This window comes from Shinella kummerowiae (assembly GCF_009827055.1).
In the GTDB taxonomy this organism is placed as follows: domain Bacteria; phylum Pseudomonadota; class Alphaproteobacteria; order Rhizobiales; family Rhizobiaceae; genus Shinella; species Shinella kummerowiae.
The window spans coordinates 39,162-63,693 of record NZ_WUMK01000004.1; the positions used below are offsets into that span (position 1 = coordinate 39,162).

Below are 24,532 nucleotides of genomic sequence, written 5' to 3' on the forward strand. Positions count from 1 at the left end.
CCGGCCGGATGGCGGACTGGTTTTCGGCCGGCGTCGGCGCCGGGTTGTTTTTGTTTTTACGCAATTCCGGCAAGATCGCGTTTCGCACCTTTGCTGGAATGGCCGTAGGCGAGACCGCGATGCAACAATCCGCCCGCTTGAAGACCCTTTCTCTCTGGCTCGTCCTTGTGGCGAGCCTTCTTGTCATTCTGCCGAGCCTTCTTCCGGCCCGGATGAGCGCCAGCCTTCCCAACTGGCTGACGGCGCACCGCCTGGCGCCCGGTCTCGACCTCACCGGCGGTTCCCGCCTGGTGCTGGAAGTCTCGCGCAGCGATATCGCGGCCGACCGGTTGCGCGCCGCCGTTGAAACGATTGGCAACACGCTGCGCGCAGGGCGCATCCCCTATAGCGACCTCAATGGTGCGGAACAGACGATCGACGTCACCGTGACGTCGGCCGATCGGCTCGAGGCTGCGCGCGCAGCGCTGGCCGGCCTCGATCTCGGCACGATCAGCGAGCCCGAAAGCGGCCAGTTCCGTCTCGTTCTGTCGCCCGCCGCCATCAACGATGCCGTGAGTGCCGCCTCGCTGGGCGCCGTCGATGCCGTACGCCGCCGTGTCGAAAGCCTCGACATCCCGTCGCTCGTCGTCGGGCGCGGCGAGCGCGATCGCATCGTCGTGTCGATGCCGGGCCTGACCGACCCGCAACGCGTCAAGGACATGCTTGCGCAGGTCGGCCGGCTGTCCGCCCGCCTCGTCGATAACAGCATGCCCGTCAATACGGCCATGGACGATGGCGCGCCGGCTGGCTCCGAAGTGCTCTATTCCATCGGCGAGCCGCCGGTCGGCTATCTGGTGCGGCAGGACGATCTGTTCACGACGACGGATGTGGCATCCGCGCAGCCGGCGGCCAACGACGAGCCCTTCATCGAATTCGTGCTGAAGGGCGAGGCCGCGGAGCGGCTCGCTGCCTTCACGCGCGAAAACAGCGGCCGGACCATCGCCATCCTGCTCGACGGCCAGATCATCTCGACGTCGCAGATCCAGGGCGCGATCACCGACGGCGTCGGCCGGCTTTCCGGTGACTTCGATGCCGAAGGCGCTGCAAACCTCGCCCGCATCATCGCCAGTGGTCCGCTTCCGGCGCCGCTCACTATCATCGAGGAGCGCTCGATCGAGCCGGCGCTCGGCGCGACCTCCAGCGGAACGGTTGTGATCGCACTCGTGATCGCCGTTGCGGCGGTTGTTGCCTTCATGACCTTCTTCTACGGCGTGCTCGGTGTTGTCGCCTCGGTGGCGCTGTTTTTCACCGTGTTGCTGACCTTTGCCGTGCTGGCGCTCATCGGCGCGCCGTTCTCGCTCTCCATGATCGCCGGCATCGTGCTGATCGTCGGCATCGCGGTCGATGCGAGTGTGCTGGTCTTCGAGCGCGTCCGCGAGGAGGTGAAGGCAGGCCAGGCGCTCTCGGATGCCGTCGATACCGGTTTCGCGCGTGCCCGCGCGACGGTGCTGGACGCGTCCGCGACCATGCTGATCGCCATTGCCGTGCTCTTCCTGCTGTCCGCCGCTCCCGTGCGTGCCTTTGCGCTCGCCGTCGGCATCGGCCTGCTGGCGACGCTCTTCACCACCTTCACGCTGACACAGCGTCTCGTGCGCGCCTGGCTCGGCCGCAGCCACGCGACGCACCTACCGAAAGGGGTGCGCTCCGGCTTCTTCGATCGCCTGAACCTGCGCTTCATGGCGGTGCGCAACGGCGTTTTCCTGCTCACTGCCGTGCTGTCGCTTGCGATCGCCGGCCTGCTCGTCGCCGGAAAGCTACAGCTCGGAATCGATTTCACCGGGGGTGCGGCGCTGGAAGTGCAGGCGAAATCGGGCAATGCCGACCCCACCGATATTTTCGCGCGCCTCAGCGATACCGGTGTCGACGTGCAGAGTGTCACCAGGCACGGTGATGCGCGGCATGCGCTCGTTCGGCTGACATCGGCGGGTGAGGGCGAGAATGCCGAGCAGACCTCGGTGCTCGTCGCCCGCGGCGAACTGGAAGACGACTATGATTTCCGTCGCGTGGAGGCGGTCGGCCCGGCGATTTCCGGGGAGCTGATCGATACGGCGACGCTCGGCTTCGTCGTCGGCCTCCTGGCGCTCGTCGCCTATATCTGGATCCGCTTCGAGTGGCATTTCGCCATCGGCGCGATCATTGCGCTGGCGCATGACGTGTTCTTCACGCTCGGCTTTCTGGCAATCGCCAAGATCGAGTTCAACGTCACCGCCGTCGCTGCCCTCCTGACGGTCGCCGGTTACTCTTTGAACGACACGATGGTCGTCTATGATCGTATTCGCGAGAACCTGCGCCATTTCAAGCAGATGCCGCTGCCCATCCTGATCGACGATGCGATCAACCGCACGCTGTCGCGCACCGTGCTGACCTCGGCGACAACGCTGATCGCGCTGGCGGCATTGGCCTTCTTCGGCGGCGAGGCGATCCGAACCTTCGCGCTGACGCTGCTCTTCGGGGTGGCGATCGGCACCATATCCTCTATTTATATTGCCGGACCGATCCTCATCCTGTTCCGCCTGCAGCCGGAACGTTACCGCCCGGGCAAGGGCGGCAAGGGAGCGGTCACGGAGGCGACGGGAGCCAATGGCTAAAGGCATCGAAATCCGGGAGGCGCATTTCCCCGGGCGTGCGCCGATCGACGCATATGGCAATGGCGGCTTCCGCTTTGCCGACATGTCACATCGTGGCTCCATCCTTTGCCTGCCGTCTGGTATTCACGGCTGGGACAAGGACGAGGGGTCACCGCTGACGCTTGCCGATATCGAGCGCGTGCTGGACGAGGCAGGCGATATCGAGGTGCTGCTCGTTGGCACGGGCAAGGAAATCCGACCGCTGCCGGCGGACATCAAGGCGGCTTTGCGCGAGCGCAAGATCAGCTCCGATCCGATGAGCACGGGAGCGGCGGTGCGCACGTTCAATGTCATGTTGGCCGAGAGCCGGGCGGTCGCCGCCGCACTCATCGCCGTGTGACGCGGAAGGCGGTTTTCTCGACGTGACCGATATACAAGCCAATTACGCGCACTGTTTGACGGTGCTCCGCGAGACCGATCGCGACCGTTACCTCGCCTGCCTGCTGGCGCCGGCGGAAAAGCGGGGCGCGCTCGCCGCGCTTTACGCCTTCAACGCCGAGATCGCCCGCGTGCGCGATATGGTGCGCGAGGCGCTTCCCGGCGAGATCCGCCTGCAATGGTGGCGCGACCTGCTGGAAGGTGAGGCGGATGGTGACGCTTCCGCCAATCCGCTTGCTGCCGCCCTGATGGCGACGGTCAAGGAACACCGACTGCCCATCGCTGTGCTGACGGATATGATCGAGGCTCGTATCTTCGATGTCTACAACGACCCGATGGAAAGCCGCGCGACATTCGAAGGGTATGCCGGCGAGACCGCATCGGCACTGATCCAGTTGGCGAGCCTTGTTCTCGATCCGGCCGATGCACCGAAATCCGCCAACGCAGCCGGTCATGCCGGCGTCGCACAGGCGGTGGCAGGCGCGCTGCTGATGCTGCCGATCCACCGCCGGCGCGGACAAGTCTATCTGCCTGCCGATCTTCTGGCCGCGACGGGCCTGACACCGGAGGCTCTGCTCGACGGCAGTGACCGGCCCGCGGCAATGCGGGCGGTGGAAGCCTTTGTCGGCCTCGGGCGCGAGCATCTTGCCAAAGCGCGCGAGGCGAACGGCATATCGGCAGCGAATCGCCCGGCATTTTTGCCAGTTTCGCTGGTTCGGCATATATTGAATGCCGTGGAGAAGGCGGGCGCCGAAGCGCTCGAGCGCGCCCCGCAGCCCCCGCAATGGCGGCGGCAATGGTGGATGTGGCGGGCGATGCGCCGGGGTCCGTTCTGAAGACCTGACAAGACGCAAAATTGGCGCAAGCCTTGTCCGCTAAAGCGACAGAACGGTTATCGCGGAGGAGTCGCGCGGATGCTCTGGACCATCACTGTTGGGTGCCTTCTGTTGGCGGGCCTTATCTTTCGGCAGGCCTATCGCCGGGAGGACGGGCAGGAGATGGCGGGCGAGGATGCAGGCCTTGCGATCCTGGAGTTCGGCCGGGCGTTTCCAGACGAGGCGATCCGTGAGGTGATCACGACCGCGAATGGCCGCACCGTGTTCCTGCGGCTGCATGACGGCAAGGCCGGCTGCATGAACGCCCACGGCCACCACTATTCCTGCCATCTGATCGAACCCGGCACCGTGCGCGTCAACAGCGTCGGCCCGAAGCGCCTCACCGTGCAATTCGCCAACGCCGCCTACGAGGGCGGCACGTTCGAATTCCGTGACGAGCGGGAGACGGCAGAGGTTTCGCTCTGGCTGCTTGGCAGCTTCATGCCCGGCTTGGCTGGCGCAGACCAGCAGGTCGTCGGCCAGCCAAGCTGAGGCGCAGCCTCAGCCTTCAAGCCACCGCGCACAGTCTTCCAGCGCCCGGGCAGCGGTTGCCTGCTTCTTGGCGATTGCCTTGTCCTTGCCGCGAAAACGCTTCAGGCCTTCCGGCCTCGTCACGGAACCCGGTTCCAGCGGCGGGAACAGGCCGAAATTGACGTTCATCGGCTGAAACGAGCGTTTGCCGGGCTCGTCGTCCGAGACGATGTGGCCGCCAGTGATATGGCCGAGTAAGGAGCCAAAAGCCGTCGTTTCCGGCGGCAGCGACGGTGTCTCGCCACGGCGCTCGGCGGCGGCGAAACGGCCGGCGAGCAGGCCGATGCTGGCACTTTCCACATAACCTTCGCAGCCGGTGATCTGGCCGGCGAAACGCAGGCCCGGGCGGCCCTTGAGCACCAGCGAGCGATCAAGCAGCGTCGGCGAATTGATGTAGGTGTTGCGGTGCAGGCCACCGAGGCGGGCGAACTCGGCGTTTTCGAGGCCCGGGATGAGGCGGAAGATCTCCGCCTGCGCGCCGTATTTCAGCTTCGTCTGGAACCCGACCATATTGTAGAGCGTTCCGAGCGCATTGTCCTGCCGGAGCTGCACGACCGCATAGGCTTTCACGGTCGGGTTATGCGCGTTGGTCAGACCCATCGGCTTCATCGGGCCGTGGCGCAACGTCTCGCGGCCGCGTTCGGCCATGACTTCGATCGGCAGGCAGCCGTCGAAATAGGGCGTGCCTTCCCATTCCTTGAAGCCCGTCGTGTCGCCGGCGATCAGGGCGTCGACGAAGGCATTGTACTGCGCTTCGTCCATCGGGCAATTGATATAGTCCTTGCCTGTGCCGCCGGGGCCGACCTTGTCGTAGCGCGACTGGAACCAGCAGGTATCCATGTCGATGCTGGCCGTGTGCACGATCGGAGCGATGGCGTCGAAGAAGGCAAGCGAATCAGCGCCGGTGCGCTGCTGGATCGCGGCGGCAAGCGACGGCGCGGTGAGCGGGCCGGTGGCGATGATCGCCTGGTCCCACTCTTCCGGCGGTAGGCCGGTCACTTCTTCGCGCGTGACGGTGATCATCGGATGGCTCTCGAGCGCGGCGGTGACAGCAATGGAAAAGCCGTCGCGGTCGACAGCAAGCGCGCCACCGGCCGGAACCTGATTGGCGTCGGCGGAGCGCATGATCAGCGAGCCGGCAAGCCGCATTTCGGCATGCAGCACGCCGACCGCGTTGCTGGTCGCGTCATCGGAGCGGAAGGAGTTGGAACAGACGAGTTCGGCAAGGCCGTCCGTCTTGTGGGCATCCGTGCCGCGCACGCCGCGCATTTCATGCAGGATGACGGGGATGCCGCTCTCGGCAATCTGCCAGGCAGCTTCGGAGCCGGCCAGGCCGCCGCCGATGACGTGAATGGGGGCGAAGGAAGAGGTTTTTGTCATGGGCGGTTCGTTACCATGAGCACCGCAGCAATTCCAAGGAAAAGCGTCTGGCGCGCATGTCACACCCCGGAATCAAAAACGGCACCAGATGGTGCCGTTTGAAGCGTTCCTCGCGCGTCGCCGTTTCCGGCCGCAGCGTCGGAAATCCGGCTGATGTCTTAGCGGAAGGAACGGGAAGCGATGTCGCGGATGTCGTAACGGGTCAGGCCGATGTCGGACAGCGTGTGGTTCGACAGGTTGCCGAGTTCGTTCATCGTGCGGCGGTAGGAAATCCAGTTCTTTGCGATGCGGATCGGGTTCATGGTCTTGCTCCTCGAAGCGGTTGGCCGGGAGGTCTGCTCGCCGGTTTGTGAGATCTATATACGCCCGACCCATATTAATGTGCAGTGCAAAGAAAATGCAGCTGCTATGCATTTGTGCAATAAGATGATTAACGCGCAGGCATCTGGTCCCACTGAGGGCAGGAAGGCAGAAAGTGCCGATATTCCGGGCAGATAGGTTGATTGCCGCCGGAAATCATTTCTGCCTTGGAGGAGGGGTGCGACATTGTGCGCCGCAAAACACCGGCAAACGAAAACGCCCTCCGGTGGGAAGCCGGAGGGCGTTTGAAAATGGATCCCGTGGGATCGTTGGCTTAGATCGAAGCCTTGCGAGCGATGTACGGGATATCGCTGCGGCCGATGCCGAGGTCGCGGAGTTCACGGTCCGACATACGGCCGAGTTCGTTGACGGTCTGACGGTACTTGCGCCAGTTGTTAAAAGAGCGTGCCAGGTTCATGTCATTACCCCTTTCTTGGGCTTCCTACTGGGCGGCCGCTCGTCCTTGGCGCCGCCCCGATCTGATGGTTTGAAATATACGCTGCATTGCCGAAAAGAACAGCGCTGTTACGGCACGGCACCTATGCGATTTATGCATGTCAAGCGGAAATTTTGGCAAAATTCTGGCCAAAACCCGGGCGATTCGCCACAAAGGTAAAGATCGCCATGCGCGACTGGATGGGTGCGGTGCAAAAAGAAACGCCCACCGGGGGAGGAGATCCGGTGGGCGTTGCTGATGTCGATTGGCAACCTGGGAGGAGGAGTGGCTGCCAATCCTGTCGGGGACGTTAGGAGGAGGAGATCGTCGCCCGACTGATGATGTGTATATAGCCCGGCAGGGCGTCGCGCAGAAGAGCTGGATATGAATGGCACCCATGCACGAGGCGCATGCTTCTCACGCCGGGCATGAGGGTCTGCGCAAACTTTAAGCCGATTGGAAAAGGGGCCGGGGGCTTTTCGCCTTTGGCGGAGCAATGCCATGCATTCCGCGCAAATAATAACGCCCGCTGGGGGAGGAGGTCCAGCGGGCGTCACTAAAGATGATTGGCAACTGGGAGGAGGAGTGTTGCCAATCGTATCGAAGCGGCGCTGGGAGGAGGAGTGCGACGCTTCGAATTCTATGTCGAACCCCGTTTCCGGGGTATCGGGTCTTTGGCATCATGCCGGGCGCTCGACCAGTCCGCCCTCCCGTTCGTCTGTCGCCGTACGTTACGCGGCGCCTTGATTTCCGGGCCGGATCGCTTCTGATCCGATGACTGCACTATAGCCCATTCCCGGTTTTTGTGCAGTGCAATATGAGCATGGATGATATGCGTCAGATGCATGCTGCAGATCGGGAGGGCAATCGGTGCCTGCAGGCTAAATATGCCGAGGATTTCTTTATATCCTGTTAATCTTGTTGCTGGTCACGCCAGATTTAAAAAATCCCCGCGAGAAATTGCTCATTTTTCGGGATTTCGCTCCAATTGCGAATTTCCTGGCAAGCTATATCGTCCTTGTTGACGGAACGAGAATCGGTTGAACGCCGGCGCAATTTTTCGAACGGAGCGGGAATGAATGTACAGGGGCAGGCTGGAGCGCGATCTCAAACTCTGGACGGCGCAAGGCTTGATCGATGAGCCAGTCGCCTCGCGCTTGCTGAAGGAATATGATTCCCGCCCCAGCTCGTTCAGTCTGGGCCGCGTGCTGATGATCATCGCGGCGCTTCTCGTCTCGGCTGCCGTCCTGCTGCTCGTCGCCGCCAATTGGGAGGCGATACCGCGCCTCGTCCGGCTCATCGGCATCGTCGGGGTGATTTGGGGTGCCTATCTTGCCGGCGGCTTGCTCATCACGCGCGGTGCGGAGCGGCTTGCCGCCGCCTTTCTCGTGCTCGGTACGCTCGCCTTTGGCGGCGCGATCGCATTGGTGGGGCAGATGTACCATCTCTCCGGCGATACGTTCCAGGCGATGCTCGTCTGGTTTGCCGGAGCGGTCGTGGCCGCCGTGCTCTTCCGTTCGGGCGCAGTGACCGCCATTGCAGGATTTCTGGCCTTCGTGGTTGCCGGCGCGGACTGGACCGCGTCCTACAATACGAATGAGATGGTGCTGCTCTGGCTGATGCCGGTCATGGCCGTCATCATCATCCTGCTCGTGCGCTACACGGGTGCCGACAGGGTCCGGCACCTGGCCTATCTGCTGCTCGTGACCTGGCTTGCCTTTATCTATAGCGAATACGAGACGCCGACGACGGCAATCACGATTGCCGCCTTCGGTGCGGTTGCCTACCTGCTTGCCGCCGTGCCGCAATCCCCACTTCATGCGGTTGCGCGCAGCGCCGGTGCGTCGCCGGCCTTCTATTCCTATCTCGTGCTGATCGTCGGCCTTCTCGTGCTGCACGCCGAATTCGATGATATCGGGGACCGGCTGTTCCTCGGCATCATCACGCTCGCTGCCGCCATCGCCGGCATTGCGCTGTCCGGCAAGGAGAACGGGGCGGTGCGTTATCTTGGCTATGCCACCTTTGCCGCCGAGACACTCTATCTTGCCTCGGAAACGATCGGCTCGATCATCGGCACATCCGGCTTCTTCCTTGTGTCCGGTCTGGTGGTGGCGCTGATTGCTTGGGGCGTCATCGCGCTGGAGCGGCGTTTTTCCCAGGCTGAAACGAAGGCGGAGGCCTGATCATGACGACATCCCGTTTTTTTAGCCTGCCCCCGCTTGTCGCAGCCATCGTTGCAGCCGCGCTCCAGACGGCCGTGCTGGGCTATATGGTCGAAAGTCGCGCCTCCATTCTGCGCAGCGGCGCAGATATCAAGCTGAAGACGTTGCCCGTCGATCCACGCGACCTGCTGCGCGGCGATTACGTGATCCTGTCCTATTCCATCTCGACGATCTCGAAGTCGATCATCACGGGGCAAGCGCCCGCGGCCGGTGGCCGTGCGAGGCTGTCGGTGCGGCTGAAGCCCGGCACCGACACGCTATGGACCGCGACCGAGGCGAGTTTCGGTGAGCTAGCACCGGCGGAGGGCAGCGTCGTCATGCGCACGCTGCCGTTCGATTATTATGCCGGCGTGGACGGTCTGCCGGAAACATTGTTCGTCAATTACGGTATCGAGCGTTATTATGTGCCGGAAGGCGAGGGCAAGGTTCTCGAGGATGCCCGCAACCAGGAAGAGCTGGAAGTGGAGGCGCGGGTCTCGGACGATGGCACGCCGCAGATCGCCCGGCTGATCCTGCGCGGCGAGCCGATCTATGACGAACCGCTCTATTGACAGCGGACGGGCGGGACAGCGCATTTTTCCTTTGATCCGCCGAAAACGGGTGATATAGAGACGCCGCGCTCGGAAGGCGCCAGGATGAGCGGCCTTCAAGCCGCCCTTGGCAACGAGGTTTCTGAGGCGCGGGTATGGTGAAATTGGTAGACACGCCAGATTTAGGTTCTGGTGCCGCAAGGCGTGGGAGTTCAAGTCTCTCTACCCGCACCAGAGCCACCTGACGCGGAAACAGCGGTTTCCGCGTTGCGTGGAGCATTGAGAGCGCCATTTTGCTTGCCAAAGGGCCACCGAATTCAGTAAAGCCACTGCCGGCAAATGGACCGGCGGGGTGCTCGCCATAACCGGAAGGCCGGTTTGAGCACCGCCAACTCGAAATAAAGGTTTGAACATGCAGGTTATCGAAACGCTCGCTGAAGGGCTGAAGCGCGAAATCAAGGTCGTTATCCCGGCCAAGGACATGGAAGCTCAGATGAACGAGCGTCTTGAAGACGCCAAGGGCCGTGTCCGCATCAACGGCTTCCGTCCGGGTAAGGTACCGTTCGCGCATCTCAAGAAGATGTACGGCAAGTCGATCATGGCTGAACTCGTCAACGAGATCGTCCGCGACCGCCCGTCCACCATCCTGTCCGAGCGCGGCGAAAAGTCTGCCACGCAGCCGGAAATCGGGATGACCGAAGACCAGGCCGAAGCTGAGAAGATTCTCGCCGGCCAGGCCGATTTCGAGTTCACGCTGTCCTACGAAGTGATTCCGGCAATCGAGCTGAAGGATGCTTCCGGCATCGCCGTCACGCGCGAAGTCGTTGAAGTCGATGCTTCGGAAGTCGACGAGCAGATCCTGAAGATCGCCGAAAGCGCGCGTTCCTACGAAACCAAGAAGGGCAAGGCCGCCGACGGCGACCGCGTCACGATCGATTACCTCGGCAAGGTCGATGGCGAAGCCTTCGACGGCGGCAAGGACGAAGACGCAGAACTCGTTCTCGGCTCCAACCGCTTCATCCCGGGCTTCGAAGAGCAGCTCGTCGGCCTGAAGGCTGGCGATGAGAAGGTCATCACCGTGACCTTCCCGGCAGACTACCCGGCTGCCAACCTCGCCGGTAAGGAAGCCACCTTCGACATCAAGGTTAAGGAAGTCGCTGCCGCCGCCGACGTCGAGATAAACGACGAGCTGGCCAAGAAGCTCGGCCTCGAATCGGCCGACAAGCTGCGCGAAATCGTCCGTGGCCAGATCGAAAGCCAGTATGGCTCGGTCACCCGCCAGAAGGTCAAGCGTCAGATCCTCGACCAGCTCGACGAGATGTACAAGTTCGACACGCCGGAACGCCTGGTCGACGCCGAGTTCGAAAACATCTGGCGCCAGATCAACACGGACCTTCAGCAGTCGGGCAAGACCTTCGCTGACGAAGACACCACGGAAGAAGCAGCCCGCGAAGAATACCGCAAGCTTGCTGAACGCCGCGTCCGTCTCGGCCTCGTTCTCTCGGAAATCGGCGAAAAGGCCGGCGTCCAGGTGAGCGACGAAGAAATGCAGCGTTCGCTCTATGAGCAGCTCCGCCAGTTCCCGGGCCAGGAAAAGCAGATCCTCGATTACTTCCAGAAGACCCCAGGTGCTGCCGCATCGCTGCGCGCGCCGATCTTCGAAGAGAAGGTCGTCGATCACCTGCTCAGCGAAATCAAGGTGACGGATAAGGCCGTCTCCAAGGAAGAGCTGATGGCCGAGGACGAAGAGGGTTCCGAGAAGGAAACCAAGAAGGCTGCGCCGAAGAAGAAGGCTGCTGCCAAGGCTGAGGCTGCGGAAGGCGAAGAAGCCGCTCCGAAGAAGAAGGCCCCGGCCAAGAAGAAGGCCGCTGAAGGCGACGCCGAGTAATCGGTTCGACCCAATCGAATACGGAAAGGCCGCCCATCGGGCGGCCTTTTTGTTTGGCTGCATCGGCCAGACGCAGGCCTGGATGCCGTTTCACGGGCTTTGCGGGCCGCCTGTGGCAATGACTGCCCGGTTAACGGATATGGTGAACCAATCTTAAACACTTTGTCGATAACGTGTTTTCAGACAGTTATGGTGCAGGCGTTTGGGGCGTCCATTGATCGTTCATGCTTTTCTCCGATGGGTCGAGACCGCGAGGGCCGCCGACAGGGCGAAGGCGGCCAGTGTGCTGGCGCGGGCTTACGCACGCGCGCGCATCGCCGTCGAAGACCGGCACGCTGCCGAAATGGCGATGATCTTTCTGCTCGACGATCCGGCGCCGAAAGTGCGGCTGGCCCTTGCAGAAGCGCTGGCCGAGTGCGGGGATGCCCCGCGCGCCGTTATCCTGCCGCTTGCCGAAGATCAGCCGGAAATCGCCGCTCATATCATTCTGTGTTCGTCTTTGCTTACGGATGCCGATCTCGTCGATCTGGCCGCCCGGGGCAGCGACGTGACGCGCATGCTGGTGGCGCACCGGACCTATGTTTCCCGGCCTGTTTGTGCGGCGCTTGCCGAAATCGGCGAAGTGCCGGACGTGCTGGCATTGCTGGAAAACGAAGGGGCCGTGCTGTCCCGCCGCAGCCTGGCACGCATTGCCGAGCGTCTCGGGCATGATGCGGACATCCGCGCCCTGCTGCTTGACCGCGACGATCTGCCGAGCGACGCCCGCCATGCGCTTGTCGAGAAGGTCGGCACGGCACTTGCCGGTTTCGGGCTCATCCAGGTGGCGGTCGGAACGAGCCGTGTCGAGCGCATCACGCGCGAAGCCTGCGACGTCGCGACGATCGGCATGGTGGCGGAGGTGACGCCTGCGGAGATGCCGGCCCTCGTCGAGCACTTGCGCCTGACCGCGCGGCTGACGCCGGTCTTTCTCATGCACGCGCTGTGCACCGGGCGGGTCGAGTTCTTTGCCGCCGCGATCACCAACCTGTCCGGACAGGCGGAACGTCGCGTTCGCTCGATTCTCTCCGATGGCCGCGAGGCTGCCGTGCGCGCCCTTTACGAGGCTGCAGGTCTGGGGCGCGATATCAGCGTGCTCTTTACCGAGGTGACGATGCTGTGGCGGTCGGAGGCCAAGCGTGGCGATGGCCTGCTCTCGGTCTCCGAGCGGCTGCTGTCAAGCGCCCGGGCCGCGGGCAACACGTCCTGCCAGTCGATGCTGGAGCTGGTCGAGCGTCTGGCGATTGCCGAGCAACGCCAGACGGCGCGCAGCTACGCCGTCATCGCCACGCGCGAAGCGGCGTGAACCTCATTTGGTGAAGCGCTTTACCACCCAGGAGTAACCATCCTCGGCGTAGCGCACCGGCGTGGTCACGGCCGCCTTCAGCGCGGCTTTGTCGGGAATGGCTTTTTTAACGAAGTTCAGCGTGCGGGCCGCGAGACCCTGTTTGGCCTCCGTGGTCTCGGCCGGAACCGGAGCCTCTGTGGCGGCAAGGGTATTATCCGCCGGCGTTGCGTCGGGGGCAGGCTTTGCCACATCGGCGGTGATGCGGTCACCGGAACTCTCGCACACGGCAACGATCACCGGGTAGTTCTTGTTCTGATGGCGATTGATATAGGTTTCGGCTTGGGCGTCGCAGAGTGACACGGTCTGCCAGCTTCGGTCGACCGTATCGATATAATGGCACTGGGTCGCGCTGTCGTCGCAGCCCATGATCGTCATGACGATGAGCGCAGCTTTCATGGCCGTCCTTTCCGCCTTCGTTCCTGCCGGTTAGAAGCCGGCTTTGCCGCGAAAATAAGGCGACAAAGCCTCAGATATCAAGGTTGTCGGCGAAGACCGCGCGCTCCTGGATGAAGCGGAAGCGGGCTTCCGGCTTGGTGCCCATCAGGTCGTCCACGGCCGTGCGCGTGCCCTCGAAATCTACGTCGTCGATCGCGACCTTGAGCAGCGTGCGCTTCGATGGGTCCATCGTGGTTTCCTTGAGCTGCGCCGGCAGCATCTCGCCAAGACCCTTGAAGCGGCCGATCTCCACCTTGCCGCGGCCGTTGAACACCGTGCGCATCAACTCCTCGCGGTGCCCGTCATCGCGCGCATAGAGCGTTTTGCCGCCCTGGCTGAGGCGGTAGAGCGGCGGCACGGCGAGATAGAGGTGGCCGCCACGGATGAGGTCGGGCATCTCCTGATAGAAGAACGTGATCAGCAGCGAGGCGATGTGGGCGCCGTCGACGTCAGCATCGGTCATGACCACGACGCGCTCGTAGCGCAGGTCCTCTTCACGGTATTTCGAACGCGTGCCGCAGCCGAGTGCCTGCACCAGATCGGAAATCTGTTGGTTGGCGCTCAGTTTTTCGCGGCCGGCACTGGCGACGTTGAGGATTTTGCCGCGCAGCGGAAGGATGGCCTGGTTGGCGCGGTTGCGTGCCTGTTTTGCCGAGCCGCCTGCCGAATCGCCCTCGACGATGAACAGTTCGGCGCCTTCTGCGGAATTCTGCGAGCAATCGGCGAGTTTTCCGGGCAGGCGCAGCTTGCGCACCGCCGTCTTGCGGCTCACTTCCTTTTCCTTGCGGCGGCGCATGCGCTCTTCCGCGCGCTCGATCACCCAGTCGAGCAGCTTCGCCGCTTCACCGGGATTGTCGGCAAGGTAGTGGTCGAAGGGATCGCGCAGAGCGTTTTCAACGATGCGCTGGGCCTCGACGGAGGCGAGCTTGTCTTTCGTCTGGCCGACGAATTCCGGCTCGCGGATGAAGACGGAGAGCATGCCGACCGCCGAGATCATCACGTCGTCGGTGGTGATGTCCTTGGCACGCTTGTTTTGCGTCAAGTCGGCGTAGTTCTTCAGGCCCTTGGTGAGCGCAATGCGCAGGCCGGCCTCGTGCGTGCCGCCGTCAGCCGTGGGAATCGTGTTGCAGTAGGAGTGGATCAGCGAATCGCCGCCATACCAGGTGACGGCCCATTCGAGCGAACCATGGCCACCGGCCTTCTCGCTCTTGCCGGCAAAAATCTCGCGGGTGACGGTGTAGTCCTTGCCGAGCGTCGCCTGGAGATAATCCTTCAGGCCGCCGGGGAAGTGGAAGACGGCCTTTTCCGGGGTTTCCGAGCCTTCCGGCAGCAGCGATGGATCGCAGCTCCAGCGGATTTCCACGCCGCCGAACAGGTAGGCCTTGGAGCGGGCCATGCGGAAGACGCGACCCGGATCGAAACGGGCGTGGGCGCCGAAGATCTCCGGGTCCGGATGGAAGCGGACCTTGGTGCCGCGGCGGTTGTGCACGTCGCCGAGTTCTTCAAGCCCACCGACGGGCTTGCCGCGGGAAAAACGCTGGCGGTAGAGTTTCTTGTTGCGCGCGACCTCGACCTCGAGGTGGTCGGACAGCGCGTTGACGACCGAGACGCCGACGCCATGCAGGCCGCCCGAGGTCTCGTAGGCCTTGCCGTCGAACTTGCCGCCGGCATGCAGCACGGTGAGGATGACTTCGAGTGTCGACTTGCCCGGCATCTGCGGGTGGTTCTCGACCGGAATGCCGCGGCCGTTGTCGGTGACCGTCAGGAAGCCTTCGGCGTCGAGGTTCACATCGATGAAGTTGGCATGGCCGGCGACCGCTTCGTCCATCGAGTTGTCGATGACTTCGGCAAACAGATGGTGCAGCGCCTTCTCGTCCGTGCCGCCGATATACATGCCGGGGCGCATGCGTACCGGCTCGAGACCTTCGAGCACGCGGATCGCCGAGGCATCGTAGCCGCCCGAGCCTTCGCTGACGGGCTGCCGTGGCTCGTGTGCGGGCGCGGCCGCCGTCGGCTTTTCGGCCGGAGCGGCAGGCTGCTTGGCGGGCGGGGAGGGCATATTGGCGAAAAGGTCGTTGTCGTCTTGCATGGGCTGTTCAGAGTTTGTTCCGTTTGCCAGTTCTCCCGTCGATCCGGATGGATCGGGGTTTGGCGAAAATAAGTTCATCGGCGAATCACCAGTGACTCTGCCAGATTCCGTGGGGTTTCGCGATGACAGACTGGTGAAGGCGATCTGCCATCCTGTGTCATTGTCTGCCGCACTGTACGACGCCGAGGACTTACTCGGCAGCAATCGATCGAAGCCCTGTCGGGCGAGGATTGCGTTGCGCGTGGGCGGATGGCAAGTATCGCCACCGCAAGGGAGTGCCAGTTCATGTCTCAGTCCACAGTTCATTGCCTGCGTCGGCTGGTTCTGGCCGCGCTGTTTGCCGGAATGGCCGTGCAGGATGCGGCGGCGCTGACGCTCGATGCCTGGAAGGACGCACTGTTTGCCTATGGCACGGTGGTGGAAACCTCGGATGGCGGCGCGCTTCGCGTGATCGACTACCAGGAACTGCGCGACATCAACGGGCGCGACCAGGTGCCGGAGCGCCGTGTGAAATCGGCCTATGTCTCGATGGCGGTGAAGAAGGCGCAACAGAATGCGACGATCGACACGCCGGCGGGGCCGATTGACGTGGCGATGACCGGCAAGGGCGAGGGGGCGGCCTTCAGCGTCATCTTCATCCATGGCCGTGGCGGCGACCGTCGCCTTGGCAACAACGACTGGAATTTCGGCGGGAATTTCAACCGGCTCAAGAACCTCGCGGTGCGTGGCGGCGGTGTCTACTACGCGCCGAGCGTGCCGTCTTTCGACGATGCGGGTGCTGCGCGCATTTCGGGCCTCATCCTCACCGCCAAGGCGCTCTCGCCGAATGCACCGGTCATTCTTGCCTGTGCCTCGATGGGCAGTTTCATCTGCGCTCGCGTCGCGCGCGATCCGGCGGCCGTCAAAAGCCTTGCCGGCATGGTGCTGATGGGCGGCGCAGCCGATGGCGACTATGCGAAGACTGCGGCCTTCAAGGCCAAGCTGCCGGTCTACTTCACCCATGGCGACAGCGACAGCGTCTATGCCGCCAACGACCAGATCGCCGTGTTCCGCAAATTGCGCAAGGCTGGCGTGCCGGCGCGCTTCGTGCTGTTCCAGACCGGCGGCCATGGCACGCCCGTGCGCATGACCGACTGGCGGGAGACGTTGAACTGGCTGTTTGCGCAGTAGGCTTCGATTTGCTACGCCGCAAGCGACCGATTTTATGGATAGGGAGGCCTCATGACACCGGATGTAACCCCGCTTGTTGCCGGGAACTGGAAGATGAACGGAACGCGCGCATCGCTTGACCAGATCAAGGCGATGGCTGAAGGCGTGAAGGGGCCGCTCTCGGAAAAGGTCGAGGCGCTGATCTGCCCGCCGGCAACGCTGCTTTATGTGGCGACGGCGCTTTGCGACGACAGCCCGCTCAAGATCGGCGCGCAGGACTGCCACGAGAAGGCATCCGGCGCGCATACCGGCGATGTTTCCGCGGAGATGATCGCCGATTGCTTCGGCACACATGTCATCGTTGGCCATTCCGAGCGCCGCACCGACCACAAGGAAAGCGACGCGCTGATCCGCGCCAAGGCCGAGATCGCCCATGAAAACGAGCTTGTCGCGATCGTTTGCATCGGCGAGACGGGTGATGAGCGCAAGGTCGGCAAGACGCTGGACGTGCTGAAAAGCCAGCTGGCCGCCTCCGTGCCGGACGGTGCCACGGCGGAAAACACCGTGATCGCCTATGAACCGGTCTGGGCGATCGGGACGGGACTTACGCCGACGGCCGGCGATGTCGAGGAGGCGCATGCTTTCATGCGCGCCGAACTCAAGGCACGTTTTGCCGGCGAGGGCGCAAAGATGCGCATTCTCTACGGTGGCTCGGTCAAGCCCGGCAATGCCAGGGAACTGATGGGGGTCGCCAATGTCGATGGCGCGCTGATCGGCGGCGCGAGCTTGAAATCGGACGACTTCCTCGCCATCTACCGGGCATACGAAGAGCTCACGGCCTGAAGCTTGTTCCGCCTGCCTGCAAAAGGGCGGGCGGATTGACTGCTAGGGCTTGGAATGGTGCGCGGCTTGGTATATTGAGCCGCAAACCTGAAATTTGGGCCGTCTGGCCGGGATCCTGAAACATGCAGACCATTTTGCTCGTCATCTATCTCATGGTCGTCGTCGCGCTGATCGGCGTCGTGCTGATCCAGCGCTCTGAAGGCGGCGGCCTCGGCATCGGCGGCGGCTCCGGCTTCATGTCGGCACGCGGCACGGCCAATGCCCTGACGCGCACCACGGCCATCCTCGCAACGCTGTTCTTCGTGCTGGCGCTCGGCATGGGCATCATCGCCCGCTACGAGACGCAGCCGACCGACATTCTTGATCGTATCCCGGGCACGACCGGTACGGGGGGCGTTCTCGACGCACTCGGCGGCGGCGAACAGAATCAGGACACGCAGAACAACAACACGACCAACCAGACGCCTGCGACGACCGGCACCGACGCCGTTCCGACCGAGGGCGGTGCGGCCACCGGCACAGGTACGAGCACCGGGACCGGCAACACGTCGACGACGACGGGCACCGGCACGACGGGTGGCGCAACGGGCACGGAACAGAATTCCGGCGTCCCGAGCGGCCAGTAAGCCGCAAGGACTGAAAGCAAATCGGCCGGTTGGCGAAACCCAACCGGCCTTCTTCTTGTGTAAAACGCCGATTGTGCCTTCCGAAATCACGCCCAAGGTGATTTTTCGGTGGCGCAATCGATTTTGAAAAGGTATCCGGTGACTCCCATGGCGCGATATGTATTCATCACAGGCGGCGTGGTTTCTTCCCTCGGAAAAGGCATCGCTGCCGCTGCACTCGGAGCTCTCCTTCAGGCGCGTGGCTACCGCGTTCGCCTCAGGAAGCTAGACCCCTATCTCAATGTCGATCCGGGCACCATGAGCCCGACGCAGCACGGTGAGGTGTTCGTCACCGACGACGGCGCGGAAACCGACCTCGACCTTGGCCACTACGAGCGCTTTACCGGGCGTTCGGCCACCAAGTCCGACAACATCACCACCGGCCGCATCTACAAGAACATCATCGACAAGGAACGCCGCGGCGACTATCTCGGCGCGACCGTGCAGGTCATTCCGCACGTCACCAACGAGATCAAGAACTTCGTCACCGATGGCAACGAGGACTACGACTTCGTCATCTGCGAGATCGGCGGCACGGTGGGCGACATCGAGGCTATGCCGTTCATGGAAGCGATCCGTCAGCTCGGCAACGATCTGCCGCGCGGCACGGCGGTCTATGTCCACCTCACGCTGATGCCCTATATTCCGGCCGCCGGCGAGCTCAAGACCAAGCCGACGCAGCACTCCGTCAAGGAGCTGCAGGCCATGGGTATCCATCCGGACATCCTGCTGGTGCGTGCCGACCGGGAAATACCGGAGGCCGAGCGCAAGAAGCTCTCGCTGTTCTGCAACGTGCGCCAGACCGCTGTCATCCAGGCGCTCGACGTCGCGTCGATCTACGACGTGCCGCTTGCTTACCACAAGGAAGGCCTGGACGACGAAGTGCTGGCCGCCTTTGGCATCGAGCCGGCGCCGAAGCCGCGCCTTGACGCCTGGCAAAAGGTTTCCGATCGCATCAAGACGCCGGAAGGCGAGGTGACCATTGCCATCGTCGGCAAGTACACCGGCCTCAAGGATGCCTATAAATCGCTGATCGAGGCGCTTTACCACGGCGGCATCGCCAACCACGTCAAGGTCAAGCTCGAGTGGATCGAGTCGGAGGTCTTCGAGAAGGAAGATCCGGCGCCGTATCTGGAAAAGGTGCACGGCATCCTCGTTCCCGGCGGTTTTGGCGAGCGCGGCTCGGAAGGCAAGATAAATGCGGCGCGCTTTGCCCGCGAGCGCAAGGTGCCGTATTTCGGCATCTGCTTCGGCATGCAGATGGCCGTCGTGGAAGCGGCCCGCAACCTCGCCGGCTTTGAAAAGGCGTCCTCCACGGAATTCGGCAAGACGACCGAGCCGGTCGTCGGCCTGATGACGGAATGGGTGAAGGGCAACGATCTGGAGAAGCGTTCCGCGTCGGGCGATCTCGGTGGCACGATGCGTCTCGGCGCCTATCGCGCGTCGCTGAAGGGCGGCACGAAGATCGCCGACATCTACGGTTCGACGGACATTTCCGAACGCCACCGCCACCGCTACGAAGTGAACGTGGATTACAAGGACAAGCTGGAAAGCTGCGGCCTGGTCTTTTCCGGCATGTCGCCGGACGGCGTCCTGCCGGAGACGGTGGAGTATCCGGATCATCCGTGGTTCATCGGCGTTCAGTACCATCCGGAACTGAAGAGCCGCCCGCTCGATCCGCACCCGCTCTTCGCGAGCTTCGTGGAAGCGGCGCTGGAACAGAGCCGCTTGGTCTGAGGCAATCTATTCACGATAAAAAAGCCCGGCATCTCTGCCGGGCTTTTTTGTTGCCTATTCAGCGGCCTGCACCAGCGGGCAGACCCCGTCGTCGCAATCCTCGCCGGCCAGTATGCGCTGGCCGAGACCGATGGTGAGGACGGCGCCGATGCCGGCGGCGATGGACACCCAGAAGCCGTTCTGAGCCCCGAAATTATCGACCGCCCAGCCGGCGACGAAAGCGCCCAGGGCCATGCCGATGCCGATGCCGGTGGTGACCCAGGTGACGCCCTCGGTCAGCATGGCTTCAGGCACGCGGCGCTCGACGATGCCGAAGGCGGTGATGAAGGTCGGCGAGATGGCGACGCCGCTGAGGAAGACAGCGATGGCGAGCATCGGCACCGTGCCGGCAAAGGGCAGCGGCAGCGCGGTGAGCGCCAGGATGGCGACGGCGATCATCAATTGCTTCTGGAGCGCCATCGTCGGGTTCAGGGCGCCGAGAATGAGGCCGACGACGAAGGAACCGACGGCATAGACGCCGATGACGAGGCTGGCGGCATTCGGTTGGCCGAGTTCCTTGGTGATCGCCACCGCGCTGACTTCTGCCGTCGCGAAGGTGGAGCCGACGAAGATGAGGGCGAGCGTGATGATCTGCACCGGGCGCAGGCGGATAGCCGATTTCTGCGGCGCGCTGCCGGCGACATGGCGGACGGCCGGTTCCGTGCCCCGTTGCAGCACGAAGGCGAACGTGCCGACGGCGAGGAAGGCCGTGCTGATCAGCATGCCGGCCTCCGGGAAGAGCGCTACGGCAAGGCCGACGGAAAGCGAGGCGCCGGCAATGTAGACCAGTTCGTCGGCCGCCGATTCGAACGCGAAGGCGGTATTGAGTTCCGGACGATCGCGGAAAATGTCGCTCCAGCGGGCACGCAGCATGGCGGGCATGCTGGGCATCGCGGCGGCGAGGAAGGCGAAGACGAAGAGTGTCCAGACGGGCCAGCCCTGGTTGGTGCCGGCAATCAGCGCCAGGAAGGCGATGACGGCAACGATCGTCGCCGGTGTCAGCACGGCTGCCTGGCCGTATCTGTCGACGAGGCGGGAGACTTGCGGGGAGATGAGCGCGTTGGTCAGCGCGAAGGTGGCGGACACCGCGCCGGCGAGCCAGTATTCGCCGTGGGTCTGCGACAGCATCGCGACGATGCCGATCGGCGCCATGGCGATCGGAAGGCGTGCGAGGAAACCGGCGGCGGAAAAGCCCTTCGTTCCGGGGACGCTGAAAATCTCTTTGTACGGGTTGGCCATGGCCTGCTCCTGAAAATGGACCGTCTCGCCACTTACATACGTGGCGTATGTCTATGAGATAGTTGCATACGTGGCGTATGTCAAATAAAATACGTGGCGTATGTGAAAAGGAGATGCCATGCGCAAACCGCGCGAGGAAATGATTGCCGAAACGAAAGCCAAGTTGATCGCCGCAGGCCGTCAGGCCTTCGGCACCGTGGGCTATGCGGATGCGTCGATGGACGATTTCACGGCCGGCGCCGGGCTGACGCGCGGTGCGCTCTACCATCATTTCGGCGACAAGAAGGGGCTTCTCCAGGCCGTCATTCGGGAAATCGACGCGGAGATGACGGCGCGGCTCAACAGGATTTCGGCTGAGGCGCCGAACCGCTGGCAGGGTTTCGTCGCGGAATGCGTCGCCTATATCGAGATGGCGCTGGAGCCGGAAATCCAGCGCATCATGTTTCGCGACGGGCCGGCGGTGCTTGGCGATGTGTCGCAATGGCAGACGACAAGCGGCTGTATTGCAGCGCTCAGCCGCAGCATCGAGCAGCTCAAGGCCGATGGCGTGATGGCGGATATCGATACGGAAGCCGCGGCCCGCCTGATCAACGGTGCCAGCAGCCACGCCGCCCTGTGGATCGCCAAGTCTGACGCGCCGGAAGAAACCTCCCGGCGCGCGGTGAAGGGGTTTCGCACCTTGCTGGAAGGGCTCTGCGTGCGGGGCTGACGGGGCCGATTACGATCCCGCCGGCGCTTCCTTCAGTTCACAGGCGGTGGTGCCGATCGTCATCGTGTTGCCGCGCCAGTCGATATTGCCGCCGACCCAGCTGCGCAGCCAGATGGCGGGCATCATGCAGTCGCGCACGATCATCGCAGGGACCGACCAGACGGAGAGCCGCCAGCCCTTGGTGAGCGCAAGGCCCACTTCCGGCAGATAGATGGCCGCGAGCACCAGAAGGGCAGCAGGCGCAAGCGTTACGTCGGACATCATGGCCCCAATAAGCGCCAGAAGCAGCGGCGGAATGGCGCCGAGCAGGATTTCCGGCGTGAAGAAACTCGGGAAGGTAACACGGCGCAGGCGCGACCAACGGCACTGGCGCGACCAGATTTCCTGGCCCGTGCGGCGGCCCAGCGGCTGTTCGAACGGCGATGAGACGAGGTGAACCTTGAGGCCGAGCCGGCTGACCAGTTTGGTGGAGGCCGCGTCCTCGGCGATTTCCGCATTCAGCGCATGGATGCCGCCATTCGCATCGAGCATCGGCTTGTACCACAGCATGCTCTTGCCCTGCGCGAAGCCGAGGCCCATCGCTTCGCCGGCATATTGCCAGCGTGCCTGCTGGGTGTTGAGGAACATGCATTCCACCTCGGCCCAGAAACCATCCGGCCGCGAGCCGAGCGGCGTCGAGCAGACCAGGCCTGAATCGGTTCGCCAGCCGCCCATCAGGTACTGAATGTAATCCGGTGGCATCAGCACGTTGGAATCGGCGAGGATCACCCAGTCGTGGCGCGCTGCCTGCCAGCCCTTGACGCAATTGTTGAGTTTCGGATTGGCGCTGATGCGGTCGTCACCCACGAGGATGCGTGTCTCGATATGCGGATATGCGGCCGCCGTCTTCACGATTTCCGGGATGATGGGATCGCCGGCATGGGCGACGCAGAACAGCAGTTCATAATCCGACCAGATCAGGCGGAAGGCGCGATCCAGCGTTTCGGCCGTAAAATTCTCGATGCCGCGAACGGGGACGACGATCGAGACCGGCGGCTTCTCGTCGATGGCCGGCGGTGGCGCGTCGGTCGGTTTCAGCCGTCTGCCGGCAATCACGATGCTGGCAAGGTTGGTCGCGACAAGGGCGACCGAGGCGAGGGCGAAGGCCTGAGCCATGTCCATTCAACGCGTACTCCGCTTGGCGCCGGTCCTGGCGGCTGCCGGGTGCATTCACGCGGAAAGAGACATCATTGTCACATGACAGGCGAATGACGCGCCGCGACATGTGACGCTGAATGGCGCGGTATCTCGTCGCTTTCGTCTTTGCCTTGCCATCTCCGCCGCAGCGGAGATGGTTATTTTTCCCGGTTTTTTCAGACGGTTCCGGGACTCAGGACAGGAATTCCGCCGTCGTCGTGACCTTGCCATAGCCGAACTCGAGCGCCGACATGATCGTGGCATGAACCTGCGCGGCGGGCACGACCGAATCACCAAAGGCCTTGTCGCGTGTGGCGCAGGCATCGTGCACGACGGTGAGCCCGTAGCCGAGATCGGCGGCGGCGCGGGCGGTCGCGTCGATGCAGACGTCGCTCATCGCGCCGACCACCACCACCTCTTCTATTCCACCGTCCTGTAAGGTCTGCTGGAGCGTCGTTTCGCGGAAGGAGTTCGGAAAATTCTTGACCACGACCGTGTCGCCAGCCAGCGGCGTCACCGTCGGGATCGGATGGATGCCGTCGGTATCCGGGGCGAAGAGCGGCGAATCCGCCTCCTTCGCAACGTGATGAACGTGGATGATCCGGTCACCTTTGCCGCGTGCCGCCTCGACGACGCGGGCAGCATTGGCGGCGGCGGTGTCGATGCCGGTCAGCGCGAAGCTGCCGGAAGCCAGATAATCCTTCTGGAGGTCGACGATGATGACGGCGCGTTTGCTCATGGGAGATCCTTTCTGCACGCGATTGATGTCATGGACATTCTGCCCCGGGCCTGCCATCTCTCGCCATTGGCGAGATCGACATAATACGTGGTGAAAGTGACATGGCAGCTGCGGCCGAGATTGGACTGGTGCTTTATCCCGGCGTGCAGATGGCGGCCGTGCTCGGCATGACGGACCTCTTCAATTCGGCAATGGAACTGGCTGGCCGGAAGGGCGCGGCCGTGCCAATGCTCGGGGTCAGCCATTGGCGGCTGGAAGACGGGCGACCGGTGCGCATCGAGGCGAGCATGCTCCCGACCGAGGCGCCGCGCCCTTGCGTTCTCGTGCTGCCGCCAGCGCTTGGCGATCCCATCCGCCGGGAGGATGCGGCGCCCTTCGCCGCCTGGCTGCGGGAATGCCATGCCAATGGCATCCGGCTCGCCTCGATCTGCGCCGGGGCCTTTTTGCTGGGCGAGACCGGGCTGTTGACCGGCCGGACGATCACCACCAACTGGGTGATTGCCGAGACCTTCGAACTGCGTTTTCCCGATGTTCATGTCGATACGGATCGCCTGCTCAGCGACGATGGTGACATCGTCACGGCTGGTGGCGTCATGGCCTGGGTCGATCTCGGGCTGAAACTGATCGACCGATTTCTCGGGCCGACGATTATGCTGGAGATTGCCCGGCAGTTCGTGATCGATCCGCCGGGACGGGAGCAACGCTACTACAGCACCTTTTCGCCGCGTCTGCTGCATGGCGATGCGGCGATCCTGAAGGTGCAGCACTTTCTGCAGGCAACGGAGGCGAAGGAGATCGGTCTGGATGGACTGGCTGCCCAGGCCGGGCTGGAGGAGCGCACCTTCCTTCGGCGTTTCCGCAAGGCGACGGGACTGACGACGACGGACTATTGCCAGCGGCTGCGCGTGGCGAAGGCGCAGGAATTGCTGCAATTCACTATACGCTCGGTCGATAGCGTGGCGGTGGATGTCGGCTACAACGATCCCGGCGCCTTCCGGAAGGTCTTTGCCCGCATTGTCGGGCTGACGCCGGGTGACTATCGCAAACGTTTCCGCTCCTGAG

22 protein-coding genes and 1 tRNA gene are annotated in these 24,532 nt (G+C 63.2%); 15 read left to right on the forward strand and 8 right to left on the reverse strand.

All coding sequences use genetic code 11. The features are described 5' to 3' along the window. Positions 1–119: 119 nt before the first annotated feature. The 4 genes from secD (at position 120) to GR138_RS11080 (ending at position 4,411) form a co-directional block, all read left to right on the forward strand. On the forward strand, positions 120–2,627 hold the full coding sequence (gene secD, locus GR138_RS11065) for a protein translocase subunit SecD (RefSeq protein WP_160859326.1): 2,508 nt from the start codon (positions 120–122) through the stop codon (positions 2,625–2,627). After that, a complete protein-coding gene (locus GR138_RS11070) occupies positions 2,620–3,006 on the forward strand; it encodes an Mth938-like domain-containing protein (RefSeq protein ID WP_160859327.1) in 387 nt (128 codons plus the stop codon). The genes secD and GR138_RS11070 overlap by 8 nt, the downstream gene beginning before the upstream one ends. Before the next feature lie 31 nt (positions 3,007–3,037). After that, positions 3,038–3,880 carry a phytoene/squalene synthase family protein gene (locus GR138_RS11075; protein ID WP_338091086.1) on the forward strand — a complete coding sequence of 281 codons (843 nt, stop codon included), beginning with the start codon at positions 3,038–3,040 and terminating at the stop codon, positions 3,878–3,880. A gap of 78 nt (positions 3,881–3,958) precedes the next feature. Continuing rightward, positions 3,959–4,411 (forward strand): hypothetical protein, encoded by a 453-nt coding sequence (locus tag GR138_RS11080; RefSeq protein WP_160859329.1) that lies wholly within the window; start codon positions 3,959–3,961, stop codon positions 4,409–4,411. Between the two features lie 9 nt (positions 4,412–4,420). On the opposite strand, the gene trmFO is transcribed toward GR138_RS11080, so the two are convergent. The 3 genes from trmFO to GR138_RS11095 all read right to left on the reverse strand — a co-directional run bounded on the left by trmFO (position 4,421) and on the right by GR138_RS11095 (position 6,608). Then, a complete protein-coding gene (trmFO, locus tag GR138_RS11085) occupies positions 4,421–5,830 on the reverse strand; it encodes a methylenetetrahydrofolate--tRNA-(uracil(54)-C(5))-methyltransferase (FADH(2)-oxidizing) TrmFO (protein ID WP_160859330.1) in 1,410 nt (469 codons plus the stop codon). 158 nt (positions 5,831–5,988) lie between these two features. Next, positions 5,989–6,132 (reverse strand): DUF1127 domain-containing protein, encoded by a 144-nt coding sequence (locus tag GR138_RS11090; RefSeq protein ID WP_069058671.1) that lies wholly within the window; start codon positions 6,130–6,132, stop codon positions 5,989–5,991. Between the two features lie 332 nt (positions 6,133–6,464). Then, positions 6,465–6,608, reverse strand: a complete 144-nt coding sequence (locus GR138_RS11095) for a DUF1127 domain-containing protein (protein WP_069058672.1) — start codon at positions 6,606–6,608, stop codon at positions 6,465–6,467. 1,097 nt (positions 6,609–7,705) lie between these two features. On the opposite strand from GR138_RS11095, the gene GR138_RS11100 reads away from it, so the two are divergent. The 5 genes from GR138_RS11100 (at position 7,706) to GR138_RS11120 (ending at position 12,608) form a co-directional block, all read left to right on the forward strand. Beyond that, on the forward strand, positions 7,706–8,809 hold the full coding sequence (locus GR138_RS11100; protein WP_160859331.1) for a DUF2157 domain-containing protein: 1,104 nt from the start codon (positions 7,706–7,708) through the stop codon (positions 8,807–8,809). A 2-nt stretch (positions 8,810–8,811) separates the two neighbouring features. Further along, positions 8,812–9,399: a GDYXXLXY domain-containing protein gene (locus tag GR138_RS11105; protein ID WP_160859332.1), complete on the forward strand. Its 588-nt coding sequence runs from the start codon at positions 8,812–8,814 to the stop codon at positions 9,397–9,399. Positions 9,400–9,527: 128 nt separating this feature from the next. After that, a tRNA-Leu gene (locus tag GR138_RS11110) sits at positions 9,528–9,612 on the forward strand. Between the two features lie 178 nt (positions 9,613–9,790). Continuing rightward, on the forward strand, positions 9,791–11,266 hold the full coding sequence (gene tig, locus GR138_RS11115) for a trigger factor (protein WP_160859333.1): 1,476 nt from the start codon (positions 9,791–9,793) through the stop codon (positions 11,264–11,266). A 214-nt stretch (positions 11,267–11,480) separates the two neighbouring features. Next, entirely contained in the window at positions 11,481–12,608 is a 1,128-nt protein-coding gene (locus GR138_RS11120; RefSeq protein ID WP_160859334.1) for a DUF2336 domain-containing protein, read from the forward strand. Between the two features lie 3 nt (positions 12,609–12,611). Here GR138_RS11120 and GR138_RS11125 read toward each other — a convergent pair whose 3' ends face one another. Further along, complete coding sequence (locus tag GR138_RS11125; protein WP_160859335.1) at positions 12,612–13,046, reverse strand: hypothetical protein; 435 nt, start codon at positions 13,044–13,046, stop codon at positions 12,612–12,614. A gap of 70 nt (positions 13,047–13,116) precedes the next feature. Further along, positions 13,117–15,174 (reverse strand): DNA topoisomerase IV subunit B, encoded by a 2,058-nt coding sequence (gene parE / locus GR138_RS11130; protein WP_160859336.1) that lies wholly within the window; start codon positions 15,172–15,174, stop codon positions 13,117–13,119. Between the two features lie 285 nt (positions 15,175–15,459). Here parE and GR138_RS11135 point away from each other — a divergent pair, with 285 nt between their 5' ends. From GR138_RS11135 to GR138_RS11150, 4 genes are all read left to right on the forward strand, one after another. Continuing rightward, positions 15,460–16,344, forward strand: coding sequence for an alpha/beta hydrolase (locus GR138_RS11135; RefSeq protein ID WP_160859337.1), 885 nt, complete (start codon positions 15,460–15,462; stop codon positions 16,342–16,344). A 51-nt stretch (positions 16,345–16,395) separates the two neighbouring features. Next, entirely contained in the window at positions 16,396–17,166 is a 771-nt protein-coding gene (gene tpiA / locus GR138_RS11140) for a triose-phosphate isomerase (protein ID WP_160859338.1), read from the forward strand. 122 nt (positions 17,167–17,288) lie between these two features. Beyond that, positions 17,289–17,792: a preprotein translocase subunit SecG gene (gene secG / locus GR138_RS11145; protein ID WP_160859339.1), complete on the forward strand. Its 504-nt coding sequence runs from the start codon at positions 17,289–17,291 to the stop codon at positions 17,790–17,792. Positions 17,793–17,930: 138 nt separating this feature from the next. Continuing rightward, positions 17,931–19,568 (forward strand): CTP synthase, encoded by a 1,638-nt coding sequence (locus GR138_RS11150; RefSeq protein ID WP_160859340.1) that lies wholly within the window; start codon positions 17,931–17,933, stop codon positions 19,566–19,568. Positions 19,569–19,622: 54 nt separating this feature from the next. Here the strand turns inward: GR138_RS11150 and GR138_RS11155 are convergent, their stop codons facing one another. After that, positions 19,623–20,846: an MFS transporter gene (locus GR138_RS11155; protein ID WP_160859341.1), complete on the reverse strand. Its 1,224-nt coding sequence runs from the start codon at positions 20,844–20,846 to the stop codon at positions 19,623–19,625. Between the two features lie 118 nt (positions 20,847–20,964). Between GR138_RS11155 and GR138_RS11160 the strand changes: the two genes are divergently transcribed. After that, complete coding sequence (locus GR138_RS11160) at positions 20,965–21,555, forward strand: TetR/AcrR family transcriptional regulator (RefSeq protein ID WP_160859342.1); 591 nt, start codon at positions 20,965–20,967, stop codon at positions 21,553–21,555. Positions 21,556–21,564: 9 nt separating this feature from the next. Here the strand turns inward: GR138_RS11160 and GR138_RS11165 are convergent, their stop codons facing one another. Together GR138_RS11165 and GR138_RS11170 are read right to left on the reverse strand one after the other, a co-directional pair. Beyond that, positions 21,565–22,710, reverse strand: coding sequence for a ceramide glucosyltransferase (locus GR138_RS11165; protein WP_160859794.1), 1,146 nt, complete (start codon positions 22,708–22,710; stop codon positions 21,565–21,567). Between the two features lie 214 nt (positions 22,711–22,924). Beyond that, positions 22,925–23,470, reverse strand: coding sequence for a cysteine hydrolase family protein (locus GR138_RS11170; RefSeq protein WP_160859343.1), 546 nt, complete (start codon positions 23,468–23,470; stop codon positions 22,925–22,927). A 101-nt stretch (positions 23,471–23,571) separates the two neighbouring features. On the opposite strand from GR138_RS11170, the gene GR138_RS11175 reads away from it, so the two are divergent. After that, on the forward strand, positions 23,572–24,531 hold the full coding sequence (locus GR138_RS11175) for a GlxA family transcriptional regulator (protein ID WP_160859344.1): 960 nt from the start codon (positions 23,572–23,574) through the stop codon (positions 24,529–24,531). Position 24,532 lies beyond the last annotated feature (1 nt).